General features: G+C 60.4%; 12 protein-coding genes. 8 read left to right on the forward strand and 4 right to left on the reverse strand.

All coding sequences use genetic code 11. The annotated features are described in order from the left end of the window. The first annotated feature begins 9 nt into the window (after positions 1-9). Together AC5RVS_RS02795 and AC5RVS_RS02800 are read left to right on the forward strand one after the other, a co-directional pair. Entirely contained in the window at positions 10-594 is a 585-nt protein-coding gene (locus tag AC5RVS_RS02795; protein ID WP_494107018.1) for a recombinase family protein, read from the forward strand. Positions 595-825: 231 nt separating this feature from the next. After that, complete coding sequence (locus tag AC5RVS_RS02800) at positions 826-2,436, forward strand: hypothetical protein (protein ID WP_494107019.1); 1,611 nt, start codon at positions 826-828, stop codon at positions 2,434-2,436. Between the two features lie 231 nt (positions 2,437-2,667). Here AC5RVS_RS02800 and AC5RVS_RS02805 read toward each other — a convergent pair whose 3' ends face one another. Beyond that, positions 2,668-4,665, reverse strand: a complete 1,998-nt coding sequence (locus tag AC5RVS_RS02805) for an ATP-binding protein (protein WP_494107020.1) — start codon at positions 4,663-4,665, stop codon at positions 2,668-2,670. 100 nt (positions 4,666-4,765) lie between these two features. Beyond that, positions 4,766-5,113: a hypothetical protein gene (locus AC5RVS_RS02810; protein WP_494107021.1), complete on the reverse strand. Its 348-nt coding sequence runs from the start codon at positions 5,111-5,113 to the stop codon at positions 4,766-4,768. 246 nt (positions 5,114-5,359) lie between these two features. On the opposite strand from AC5RVS_RS02810, the gene AC5RVS_RS02815 reads away from it, so the two are divergent. The 4 genes from AC5RVS_RS02815 (at position 5,360) to AC5RVS_RS02830 (ending at position 7,969) form a co-directional block, all read left to right on the forward strand. Then, positions 5,360-5,578 (forward strand): hypothetical protein, encoded by a 219-nt coding sequence (locus AC5RVS_RS02815; RefSeq protein ID WP_494107022.1) that lies wholly within the window; start codon positions 5,360-5,362, stop codon positions 5,576-5,578. A 161-nt stretch (positions 5,579-5,739) separates the two neighbouring features. Beyond that, complete coding sequence (locus AC5RVS_RS02820; RefSeq protein WP_494107023.1) at positions 5,740-6,444, forward strand: helix-turn-helix domain-containing protein; 705 nt, start codon at positions 5,740-5,742, stop codon at positions 6,442-6,444. A 30-nt stretch (positions 6,445-6,474) separates the two neighbouring features. Further along, positions 6,475-7,269: a hypothetical protein gene (locus AC5RVS_RS02825; protein ID WP_494107024.1), complete on the forward strand. Its 795-nt coding sequence runs from the start codon at positions 6,475-6,477 to the stop codon at positions 7,267-7,269. Between the two features lie 7 nt (positions 7,270-7,276). Next, positions 7,277-7,969, forward strand: a complete 693-nt coding sequence (locus tag AC5RVS_RS02830) for a hypothetical protein (protein WP_494107025.1) — start codon at positions 7,277-7,279, stop codon at positions 7,967-7,969. Here AC5RVS_RS02830 and AC5RVS_RS02835 read toward each other — a convergent pair. Continuing rightward, positions 7,966-8,220, reverse strand: a complete 255-nt coding sequence (locus AC5RVS_RS02835) for a type II toxin-antitoxin system Phd/YefM family antitoxin (protein ID WP_494107026.1) — start codon at positions 8,218-8,220, stop codon at positions 7,966-7,968. The two genes, AC5RVS_RS02830 and AC5RVS_RS02835, sit on opposite strands and share 4 nt — an antisense overlap. A 326-nt stretch (positions 8,221-8,546) precedes the next feature. Beyond that, on the reverse strand, positions 8,547-8,870 hold the full coding sequence (locus AC5RVS_RS02840; RefSeq protein ID WP_494107027.1) for a hypothetical protein: 324 nt from the start codon (positions 8,868-8,870) through the stop codon (positions 8,547-8,549). A 924-nt stretch (positions 8,871-9,794) separates the two neighbouring features. Here AC5RVS_RS02840 and dcm point away from each other — a divergent pair. Continuing rightward, positions 9,795-11,105, forward strand: a complete 1,311-nt coding sequence (gene dcm / locus AC5RVS_RS02845) for a DNA (cytosine-5-)-methyltransferase (RefSeq protein WP_494107028.1) — start codon at positions 9,795-9,797, stop codon at positions 11,103-11,105. 3 nt (positions 11,106-11,108) lie between these two features. Further along, entirely contained in the window at positions 11,109-12,356 is a 1,248-nt protein-coding gene (locus tag AC5RVS_RS02850; protein ID WP_494107029.1) for a type II restriction endonuclease, read from the forward strand. Positions 12,357-12,649: the final 293 nt, after the last annotated feature.

The following is a 12,649-nucleotide window of genomic DNA, read 5'->3' on the forward strand; positions in this document are numbered from 1 at the left end:
GGAGCCATCATGAAGTACGGCTACACCCGCACATCGACCAAGGACAAGCAGGACGACGACCTTCAGCGCCGGGCACTCATTGATGTCGGCGTTGGTGCGAAGCAGATCTTCTCCGACCAGGTCTCCGGTTCCAAGGAAGCCAGGTCCCGCTCGGGATGGACGAACCTCGACGGACGGCTCCGCGAGGGTGATGAACTCGTCGTGTGGCGCATCGACCGCATTGGACGGTCGATGATCGACGTCATCACGACGGTGAAGGACCTCCTCGACCGGGGAGTTGAGGTGAGGTCTCTCTCGGACGGCATTGACCCGTCTACCCGTGAGGGCCGTCTGATGCTCAGCCTCATGGCGACCTTCGCCGAGTACGAGCGCGAACTCATTCAGGAACGCGTCCAGGCCGGCGTCGATGCAGCCAAGGCCCGGGGCGTGAAGTTCGGCCGTCCGGCCCCGGACGCCGAGAAGGTCGCGCTGAACCTCCGGACGGTGAAGCACCTCATCGGCTCCGAGGGACTCGGAGTCGTCGATGCCGCCCGGACGGTCGGGTGGTCGAAGGCGACCTACTACCGGCACCGATCGGCAGCCGGCGTCTCGTAAACCCCAACCCGAGGCTGAACCTTCTGAGACAACATTCCGAGACCCGTTCACCGGCAAAACGCCGGTGAACAGGTCTCGTCTCATCTAGGAGATGTCTACGAGACGCTAGAGAACCGCGCGGCTGAGTCCGAAATCGACAAATCCAGTCCCTCACCGTTCATCTGCCAGAATGGGCCTGTGACTACGACTGGGGATCAAACGCCACTTCATCCGTACTGGAATTGTTGGGAAATGGTGCAAGCCGCGCTGGATGCTTCCAAGCCTTCCGCCGCTGCGGCCGCATTCCATCGCGCCGTCAGCCTCATGCCAGCCGAGATACCGGCCGCGGAGAAGGATCCTTCCCGGATGCCTGCGTACTGGCGGGAGCTCCGTGACCGGCAGGTGTCCGATTATGACAGGGCCCAAGGCGTCACCACCTACTTTTTCTACCCGCTTCTTAGCCAGGAAGCCTTTGCATTTGCCGCGGTCCGCGCAGATATGGGTTCCCTGGAAGTACTCGACAGCTTCTGCGGCCTATACGGTGCGGAGGAATCAGAGCCGTGCAGTGCCGAATACCTCCGCATCGTCAAGACCGTTTCTGAGATGGTTGCGGCTAACGAGGTCACCGACATCAAAGAGGTCCGCAGGGTCTTCTCACCCGAAGACCGGGTCCGGCTCCGGTCCGTGTGGCGCGCGATGCGTGACGCGAAAATCCTGAACGTGGAGTCCCAGGGTCAGAAAGTCTTCTTTCACCGCAGCACCCCCGAACCGGCCCCTCCAGCTCCGAAACCGGTAGCTTTCCGGAAAGGAAGACCCCTCGCTGAGTCGGTACTGCTGAAGCGGCCGGAGCACCTGAAAGACCGGATCTGGGACGTTCCGGCGGAGCGTGTCCCGTCCCTTGACAACTGGCCTCTGGCCGCGCCGGAAGAGACCCCGGTGCCGAAGGAATTGAGGAGGACGCGCAAGTCGGAGTCAGTGTCCGTCGGGAGCAGGACATGGCTTCAAGCCGTAACGGTCAACAAGAGAACCGACGGCTCACTTTGCGTCCCCACGGCTGTGCTCAACCCAGACGGGTCGCCGGGGCCGATTGTGGATCTCGATTACTATGCCCGACTCCGGTCAAACCCCCAAGGGGACTGCGGCATCTCCTTTGACCGGGATTCAGTCGCGCGGATCTACACCCCCGATGCCGAACAGGTGCTGGCGCTCAGTCTCTTTGCGACACCTGAGGTAAGGGGTACGTTGCGCAGCTTCGGAGAAAGGGGGCTGAAGACGTCCTCAGCCGTCCGGTCCGTTCACGCTTCGCTGGCTACAGAGCGCCTCGTAGTCAGCGTGATTAACAAGGTCTTCGTCTACTCGTTCGACGGGGACGTCATCGCTGCCTTCCACTTGGATGACGAGAGGACCTCTGAGGTCTATGGCTCGTTTCTGGCCTCGTCGTCAAAACCTGACTGGGCTTACTTCGTGCAGTTGGCGGCCGATGGCCAAGGACTGTACATCGGCGCTTACTCAGGGTTGCTGCTGCATCTATCGTTCACTGGTGAGCTCATCGATTCGTGGGTCCTACCGTGGGTGCCGCGTGTTCTGCATGAGACCAACGAAGGCATCTCAGGCGGCTCCGGCTCGTTCTTTTTCCGGGCGGGCCGGGGTAGTGGAGAGGCGGACTGCACGTTCATCGATGCAGGCGGCCTTCCCCAGCTTCTCGGCAGTCACGTCCTCATGGATACCCGGACTGCCTGCGCCGTCTTCGACCTTGACCGCTTCGAGGGCAGGATAATTGCGCTACCCAAACCCCGCACGGCGGCATACATCGCCAATGACAGCTTGGTCATGGAGACAGCAACGAGCCGCTTCACCTTCTGATATGAGCCCGGGTGGCCACCACGACCAGTCGTCCTCGAAGGCAGCCCTAGGCCGAGGCCGCAATGTCACTCGCAGCCCTTCACGGCTCCCTCTCCTGCCGCGCTAGTGACTACTTCTTGCCTTGGTTCGCAGACGATATTCCATGACGGAACTCCATCGAGTTCAGGCAGGTAGAAACCTGTGATTTGCGCTCATCGTGTGCGTGCAGCCACTGGCAGACGTCGCCGCAGATTAAGAGACCAGAGAGGAGGACCCCGATCTAGCTCGGGCGCCTTCCTCCGAGAACAGCCCCTCCGGCAGTACGTCTGCGTGGTGTTCCTGTAGATATCGCTTCACGTCGAGGAGTGAAGCATCGTGCTGCAGGCCGCGCTTGTAATAGAGCAAGCGTTGGTCGGCGACCTCGAGGATCTCAGACCAGCGACGCACCCAGACTCTGTAGCGCAGCGGGGAGTTCGGGTCGAGCTCGGACTCATCGAGCAGCCCCGATTCACGACCACGCTGATTGATGTCGCGCCGCACATCGTTGTTGTAGTCGTTAACGACGAGCACAAAGTCCCAGACGGTGTGAGTGCCGGCAAACTGTGGATCCTCGACGATGGCGCGCGCATAGCCCTTGATCTGGTTGGCTTCCTTATACGACGCAACCACAGATGGGGCCTTCAGCTCTACAACGAGGTGCCGCTTCGTTTCGTGCTCGGGTGCCGCCAGCGAGAACATCAGGTCGAGCCGGCCCTGACTGCCGTCGGTCTTCGTGACCTTCATGAAGGATTCCCGCTCACGCCCAAGCATGCTGAGGTGTTGCTCGAGCGCTCGGGTGAGACCTATCTCCGAGCTCATCATGTTGAACTGCTCCCCAAACACCCAACTCTCGCGCTCCAGAATCTTGTGCAAATGGTCTCGCTCTTTGACAAGCCCCTTGGTTTCGGGATTGAAGACGATCTCACGAAGAGCGCTCAGGAAGTCCAGGCGGTCGGTCACGTCCGTAGTCGCCCGAATCAGCCGTGAGAGCGGCGTGCGCTCAAGCAGTCGATCGAGCTCTTCACTCTCGCCCTCGGTGAGCCCGACGTACTGATCAAGAAGCGTCTTCACTCCATCGGGGTTCCGCTGGAGCGTGTCCTTGAGGAGCCCCAGCGTCAGCTTCTCCTGACCTCGCTTCTTGGGGATATGCCGGCGTACAGCGGTTGCCACGACATCGAAGGTGGCTCGCTCGACCACTTCTTCGTCCGAGGTGGGATCGCCTTCGTAAGGGTATGCTTTGGTCTCTTTCCAGCGGTCAACGAGCTCGCGACGCTGCTCAGCGCGGCGAGCCTCGAAGTGATCCTCAAGAGTAGAGTCCACGACCTGCATCAGGGAACCGAGCAATGAAGTCTCCTGCTCCATATCGACGAGCAGCACCTCGTTGGCATGCTGCGCCATGCTGTCCCACATCACGTAGGCGGCGAAGTTGAAGTCGGCGAAGCGCCCGATTGGCGTCTCATCGACCGGAACGCCCTTCTCGTCGCAGAGATATAGCGTCCGGCCTTTCACATCCCGCCACTCAACGACCTTCAGCGCGGCTTGGTGCTCAACACCGTCATAGGACCAGCTCAGCTCGTGCGTCGTCTCGCGCTCGATGCTCGCGGCGGGGTCGATCTTCACGCCGTCATACGAGACGTCGATCGTCGGGAAAGTAAGCAGATGCAGAGCAAGGGCAGCACCGATGCGCGGCCGCGCAGAGTCTCCCTCGAGCCTTCCAAGTGAGTCTCGACCTTCAGCTCGGAACTCCGTATAGGTCGGTCCTTGGGCATCGACGGGATCGGGGCCCGAGAAGTCATTGCGGTGGTCAATCGTCGACGACACACGAGTTTTCTTGAACGCACCCGTTGCGTCTTGACCGACGGTCTCCCATGTGATGCGGGTTCCCAGCGCGAAGGCGCGCAGACGCCCCTGACCCAGCCTGCCGTGCAGAGGCCGCTTCGCACGCTCGGTAACGCGCGCACCAAGCTTCCAGGAGTTCCCTACCCACTTAAAGTCTTGCTCGACTCGTTCCGGGCTCATACCGAGGCCGTCATCGCGAACGGTGACGCCGACAATGCCATCAGCGGCATTGCGGTCGAGAGTAACCGACACTTCGTTGGCGTCAGCATCAAGGCTGTTCCAGATGAGCTCGATGACCGCTCGTACCGGATCAGTCTCACCAGCGAGACGCTGGACCAAGTCGTTTCCAGCGGTGAGGGTAATTCGAGGCATGACCTCAGTGTGCCAGTAGACGGCGACACTCGTCGTGACCGTGGTCAGGAGCTACGACACAAACACGACGCATCCATCGTGGATACCCCGTAAAGGTGGGTCAGCTGCGCAGAGCCTCTTCGAGCGCAGCCTCGGAGTAACCGAAGGTGTAGTCGTCATCTTTCCCGTGAGACGCCCAGATGTCCGCAGCGTCGTACACGCTCAAGGACTCACCGCTGTGGTCATCGCCCTCATCGTCAAGCCCGTACCTGCAGTTCTCGCAGTACATCTCGGAGTACACGTAGCGCTTGGTCAAGGATGTCCCGCAGCGCGGGCACGGAGGTGTGTCTCCGTGATAGGCGTCATCCTCTTCCCAGGACTTGTTTCGGAAGACATCGAACAGCCCCATGGCCACTCCAATCGCTTCGGCAGACCGGCCCGCGACCGGGCGCTGCGGCTGATCAAGCATATTCGGCGAGTCTATCCGGGCCAAGGAGCAGAGCGAAGAACACTCGCTGCTGGGCTACTGAAGGCAGACCGATTCGCGTCCTAAAGTTCCGTCCCGCACGTGACTGCGATGCCGTCGGCCATCCGCGCCGCGAGTCGCGATGGTTCGTTCTGACGGTTTGCAGAAGGTCCGTCACGCTATAACGCCCGAACATCATAGTGACGTTTGCTCTTCCCGTGGGAGGTTTTAGTCGGATGACTTTCCGGGTTGCTTCAAAACACTCACCAGCGCCGCGACAGCGAGGCGCTTGGCCGCTACAGCGGGCCCGGCTATGAGCAGTGGAAGGACCGGAGTCTGAAGATGCAGAGGAAGATCGACGCCGCGAAGTTCTCCAGCCAGGTTGCCGACCTGCATCGCCAGCACGAAGGTCCCTCTATGAGAGGTGAGACTTCCATTGGCACCGGGCGGATCACCAACAACAGCTGACGGCGGTGCGGTGCATGACGAGACACGCGGACGGCGTCTCAGAACTTTTGTGACCTCCGTCTCCCGCTTCTGCCTGGTTTATGAGGAAAGAGTACTTAACGCGGTCGACCAAGCCCCGAACGGGGCCATTTTCGACGCCGGAAATTGGGAATACTTGGGCCGTGCAAGACGACGCGAAACAACAGAAACAGCAGAAAAGACCGATAGGCAGGCCTCACAAGGGTCCCCGTCATACGTTCACCGTAAAGCTCGATTTGGAAAGGAGTGCAAAGCTGAAGGAGATCCTAAGCACCCTCCAAATCACCGGCACCGACTACCTCGGACCGATCATAGCGGCTCACATCGACGCCGTTGACCTCCATCAACTGCACAACCAGCCGACAGAGGAACCGCTGACCGTGGAGGAGAACATCACGACCGCTACCTCCCGCTCCGCTGTCCAACAAAAGCCCACTCAAGAGGAGGAACTCCGGCGAGCTCAAATGCTTGCACAGAAGATCAATCTACTTCTGGACGCCATCATGGACGAGTCCGGGCAGCCGTTTGAATACTCCACGATCCGGGACGGTGCCCGGAAGGCCGGCGTTTTCGTCTCCCGCAGCCGGTGGTCGCTGCTCAAGAACGGCAAGGTTCAGTATGTCCCGGACGAGTGCCTGCGGGCCATCGCGACGGTATTCGGTATCGACCCCGAGTACTTGCTCCACGAGGACGCAGAGCTTCCTGCAGAAGTGGAAGTGATGCTTCCACAGGTGCGGCTCAAGAGACTGGCCGAAGTACGCGCTTTCGCCGCCAGGACATTGGGTCCGGTGGACCCAGAACGGCTTGAGGCAATAACGAAGATCTTGGACGACGAAATCCAGTCATGACGACCGGAACGAACACGAAGGCGGCAAGGCGTGAACGAAGAGTGGACAGCGAGAATAGCCAACGGGACTTCCTTTTCAGCGCAAGGACTGACGTCGTCAATTTCTGGGTCGTGGGTGCCGTGGGCAGCCGCCTGCGCCTGCACGGTACTTCTGGCGGTTGTCGTGGTCTTCGTTGTTCGCTTGTTCTCTCGCCGGCACTCCAAAGGGGCGCTGACGGCCCGGATGGAGACACCCGTAATGCCGGAACCGAAGGTTGACCCAGCCGCCAGTTCTGAATGGTGGACGCGCACGCAGTGGGCGCTGGAAGCAACAGTCTCCGAGAACGTCAGGATGAACGACTACGGCCTCAAGATGCTCGGCGCTCTGGCGAAGAGCGAGATGGCCGATACCCAAGAAAAGGCGATGCTGGATGCAGTCTGGCAGGCATCGTCCACGGGGATGCAAGACGAGGCCATCGACCAGCTGATCGAGGACGTCAGAGCCCTGATTAACCCCTCAGAGTCAACGGACGCGTCTCCGCGCAGCGCTGGCGTTGCCGAGTACGGTGAGTCTGCATCGGTCGGGCGGACTGCAAAGTCTGTTCGCAGGTCGTACGACCCCTCTGATAGGGCCCAGGTGCTCTCCACGCTGCGTCGGGAAATCCTCGCGGCACGGCTCAAAGTCACCTTGGATGACAAGCTCGGGCGCGAGTCCTCGCCGCGGGTAAAGCTGCTGTCCGGGCTGACGCTGCCGCCACTGGTCAGGCAGTTCCGCCGTGACGATAATGCCCGTGGTGCCGGATGCGTAGAAGCTGGCCCTACCGGACGCACTCAGCGTGATACATAATCGGCCCATGGATGTGTCTGGACTTCTCCCGGAGGACGCTCCCGACCCTCGTGTCGAGAGGGCTGAGCAGCTGAAACTCATGCCCATCCCGGTGATGGGGCTGGTGCCCCAGCCCTCGGTGGAGGACACAAATGACGTCGCCCTGGCGTACGGTCAGAACGCGCACGGATACACGGAGATGGCCGCTGCCGTCAGCTATGCACTCTGGCGGAACCCGTATGACCGCTCCGACGCCATTAACCTTGCAGACCTCGACGAGGAGACACGCAGGGCGATCGAGGATATTCCGCCCTGGCCGCGGCCGGGTTGGCTGGTCGAGCAGGTGGAGCGAATGCGGTACCCGCAGTTGTGGGAGGCCGTGCGAACCACCTGGCACCGCGACTATTCCGAGCGTTATTCGGCCCGCAAGGTGTTGGTCGATCACGTCAACTACATCCTCACGAACCAGTACCGGCGGGAGCTGGGGCTGAGCGACCGACCCTGGGAAGATCCCGCGCCACCAGTGACGGACCGAATGATCAATGGGCAGGTCAAGGTTCTGGTCGATGGAGTCGAGGTGTCCGGCGTGGAGGTCGATACAGACCCGTTCGTTTACGGTATCGGCGCTGAATTACCGGGCGGCGGCATACTGACCGCCGTGCTTCCACGTGGGGAGCTCAAACATGTTCGTGTCCAGTTCACGGCGCGGCCTCCGGCCTAACCGGGCCAAGCCGTGTGCTCGTTCTCGACGGTTTCGGCCGCGCGGGCGGATTCCAGGGACTGCATGAGACGGCGGGCGTTATTGGGTGACCCCAGCAGATAGCGTGTCTCCACCAACGAGTCGTACTCGTCTTTCGACATCAGCACTGCGGACCCACGCTTTGACACAATCTCTACTGCATTGCGGTCGAGGTTGACTCGTTCAATGAGATGGTCAAGGTCCCGCCGGGCTTCGCTGGCTGTGACGGCCATGTCTGCCTCCTGTTCTTGGAGACATGTTACTGGTTGGCTTTGCTGCAGAGGATCAGAATCTGGGACACGGCGGTCGCGATCAGTCTCCGGGGAACCAGGGGCACATACGTTTAGTAGCTGTTGCTGGTGTGTAGCTACTCTGCTGCACCCGCGTAGCTACTGCGCATTAGCTTCTGCGTTGGTGCAGTCTTAGTGTTTGGCAAATCTGGTCCCACAGCATCGTTACTGCGTTGTAACCATGTTCGTGGTGCGCTTCAACTGCATGACTGCTGCATAGTTACTGCGCTGCTGCTCCGCCGCAGTGGCAGGATTGGAGTTGTTGACACTTACTCTTCGTCGGACACATGAACCAGATGCCAGCCATCCCAGCCCGGATGCTTGCGTACCTCCAGCGTCCGCAATGGCGACGTCGAGGTGGCGCGCACCGGCAGGCGCCAGAATTCGATGTCAACAATGTTGCCCTGCCCGCGCCCGGCAGGCAGATTGGATTCCCACCAATTCCAGCGGCTAAACCACTGCACCGGCTCGGCCGCCACCGGCCACAGGCGGCCCCGCCAGCGCACCGCCAACGGCACGCCTCGTGGCGTGAAGCGAATTTCGACCGGATCATTGAGCGTTCGCTGGCCTGCTTTTTCCTGTAGCGCCCTCATTGGCCCTTGCCGTCCTGTCTCCCAAAGCTGTCTTCCGTACCTGATCGTTTCGCCGCTGCACGGCCGATGCCCACACCCAAGTCACCCGGCGTACCCCAGCGTCCGTCCACGTGACCTGCACCGCCCGCGGCGTCCAGCCGAAGGCCTCGCCGGCGACCAGCTCGGCCGAACCAGGGAACCTGATCCATGCCCACACCGGCATGCCGGGCACCACGCGGGTCACTTTGCAGTGCTCGAGGTCCAGTTCCTCCGGGGTCAGCGCCACCGGCTCGGCCCGCTTAATGTAACGGGCCGCAAGTTTGGCCAAGGCGTCCCGATCCATGCGTTAAAAATAGAACAGATATTCGATTTAAGCGAAGGGTGAGCCGACTGTCCGCTGATTTGGAAATGTAGCCCACGCAGCCGTGCCTCTTGGCGAAGCCGGACCCTTCATCCTGCCCGAACGGGCCAACCGCCTCACCTAGCCCAGCGCGAGGCCGTCCTCCACAGGATCCGTGTCCTGCTCGACAGCCCCGATACAGCTCGACGGCCCCGATACTGAGCCGGGCAGGGAAGGCCTGCCCTGCCGTGAACCCTTGGATGCTGTCGGCCACCGCATCATCATCAGCCACGACGGGGATAGGCTTCCATCTGATCCCCGCAAGGTAAGAACCTCTTCCGATCCTCCCGGACTTTCTCGAGGGGGCGAGGGAGCGGTTGCCGCCCGGCTGCCTGCTTCATGGGAAGCAGTGACCTGGTCGAAGGATCAGCTGCACTTCGCTGCTCTCCCGCAGCGCTGGATGGGCCTCGGAGGGAAGGAGAGTTCCCGCAATGCTTCGCGAAATCAGTTGGTCTGAGAAGGGGTATGCTCAGCCCACTAATCGAATTTATGTTCGGTCGGCGCGCCTCCCGCGTTCTGGGTCAGAAACCTGACAACATGTCGCCATGACGACACATTCTCCGGAACAGGTTCAAGCTCTCCTTAACCATGCTTTGGAGCGGTTCAAGAAGACCGAACTGGCCTCAGCGCTTGGCGTGGACACCCGGACGATTGCCCGATGGGCTACCGGTGAGAACACCCCTAAACCTTTCGTTGGGGCGGCGTTGGAGTCGCTGCTGACGCCCTCCTCGATTCAACTCCACGAGAACCCGGACTTCACCTTCATCGACACCTTCGCCGGGATCGGCGGCATCCGCCAAGGCTTCGAGAAGCATGGTGGCCAGTGCGTCTTCACGTCGGAATGGAATGCCTTTTCCAAGAAGACGTACACGGTGAACTTCGGCGACGGGCATGAGTTCATCGGGGATATCGTCGGCCAGCAAGGCATCGTTCCCCCTCACGATGTCTTGCTCGGTGGGTTCCCATGCCAACCGTTCTCCATCGCCGGTGTGAGCAAGAAGAACTCACTCGGACGCCCCCATGGCTTCGAAGACCCGACCCAAGGGACGTTGTTCTTCGAACTCAAAGAGATCATCAAAACGACCCGCCCCGCGGCATTCGTGCTGGAGAACGTGAAAAACCTGAAGTCCCATGACCGTGGCAACACCTTCAAGATCATCATGGAAGTCCTCCGAGACGAATTGGGCTACGACGTCTACGAGAAGGTGATTGACGGCGGACACTTCACTCCGCAGCACCGTGAGCGCATCATCATCATCGGATTTGCGAGGAAGACCGAGTTCACCTGGGACGACTTAGTCCTGCCGGATAAGACGAGCCACAAACTCGGAGACATCCTGCACCGCACCGACGGCACCGAACCTGTCTTGCCGCACGATGGCGACAAATACTTCAACCACGCAGAGAATAAGGTCAACGACAAGTTCACGCTGACAGAGAACCTGTGGGCGTACCTGCAGAATTACGCCAAGAAGCACAAAGCTGCTGGGAACGGGTTCGGCTTCGGGCTCGTCAACTCCGAAGGCCGGACCCGCACCCTATCCGCCCGTTACCACAAGGACGGCTCGGAAATCCTGGTTGAGCAGCCAGGGCAGCGTCCGCGCCGGCTCACGCCGCGTGAATGCGCCCGCCTTATGGGGTTCGATGACTCTTTCGTCATCCCGGTGTCGGATACACAGGCATACAGGCAGTTCGGCAACAGCGTCGTCATGCCTGTCTTTCAAGAGGTGGCCCGGATCATGAAACCGCACCTGATGCAGGTCAAAGCCATCCTCGATGCCGAGCAGGCGGAACTAGAAGCAGTCGGCGGGCATCAGGATTCTCGTACAACCGCTGTGGCCGAGGCAGCAGCCTGAGCCATGATCAACATTGGGGACTATTTCCAAGGCTTCGCCGTCAAGGTCCTGGCCGACGTCGACGTCAACAAACTCTCGTCCAATCAGCACGAGTTTAATGGCAGCAAGGCCTTCCGGGATCTGCTGGGCACACCCGTCGGAAAGAATTACCTGCCGACTAGAATGGCGTACCTCGATGACGAAGTGGAGGAGATGCCGGAGCTTTTCGAAACGTCCTTGACTTGGTACGACACGCGTGAGAGCCACCCCACGCGTTCGTCGGAGTACCGGCTTCTGTATCTCGCGGAGGCCGAACATATCATCTACCGTGCCAAAGCGGGGGACACTCTCTTCCTGGCCAAGGAAGAAAGCGGGCACCTTATCTTGGTGATCGCACGGGAAGGCTCGACGATCCTTCGGCAGCTCCAATGGATCTTTGCCGTCCAGAACACAAGCGAATCCCTGTTCGTGGCCACGGATATGGGTAAGCAACCGGAGCGGGAGGAAGTGGCGAGCGAGGAACTGCTGGCCTTGCTGGGCATCGACGTTGACTTAGGCGATGACCGGTTTCTAGATTCAATCCTGGCGAAATTCCCCAAGACGCTGTGGCCTTCAACCCAGGATTTCGCTGCCTTCGCTCGCTCGATTGTCAGGGATTCCGACCCCGTTCAAGACCCGGATGGCACTCTGCTGCGTTGGGTCACTATGGAACATCGGCTGTTCCGGACCTTAGAGAAGCACCGGATCGGGGAAAGCATCGCCAAAGGCTTCCTGGGCGATGACGGAAGCGTGGATGTTGATGCCTTTCTCAAGCTTTCCCTGTCAGTGCACAACCGGCGAAAGTCACGGGCCGGGCTCTCCCTTGAGGAACACCTCGCGGCAATTTTCGATGCCCACGCAGTCCAGTATGTGAAGAAAGCCAAAACGGAAGGCAAAAAAGAACCGGACTTCCTGTTTCCCTCGAAGGAGGCCTATGAGGACCGGAGCTTTCCACCCGCCCGCTTGGCGATGCTCGGATCAAAAACCACTCTCAAAGACAGGTGGCGGCAGGTCCTGAACGAGGCGGATCGCATCCCGGACAAACATCTTCTCACCCTTCAACCAGCCATCTCCGAAGACCAGACGGCGGAGATGCGGGCCGAGCGCCTCCAGCTCGTTATCCCCCGCGAACTGCATGAGCAGGGATTCACCATGGCGCAGCAGCAGTGGTTGCTGGGCCTCGACGACTTTCTCATCGAAATCAAGGCCCGTGAACGGCGGACGTTTGATTGACCTGGGTCATGGCCGATTAGAGGGGAGCAGCCTGTCCTGACCGGCCCCGATCCTCCAAACGCATCGTCTTACGTTCCTTGATGTGGGCCTTGCCGCAGGCCGTGGTTAGCCACGGTGTCGTCCCACCTGTAGTGTCTTTCAGGTTCGTCCTTGTATCCGTCGTTACTTCCAAACGCGCGGTTCTCTCCCACAGCAAGGAGAGCCATGCACTATTGCGCTCCGTCTCCCGCTCCGCCATAGGTTCCGCGTCGACAACCGAAGATGAAGCTCTCCCTGCCGCTCGGCCATCGATG

It is taken from the genome of Arthrobacter sp. Y3221048 (assembly GCF_059092685.1).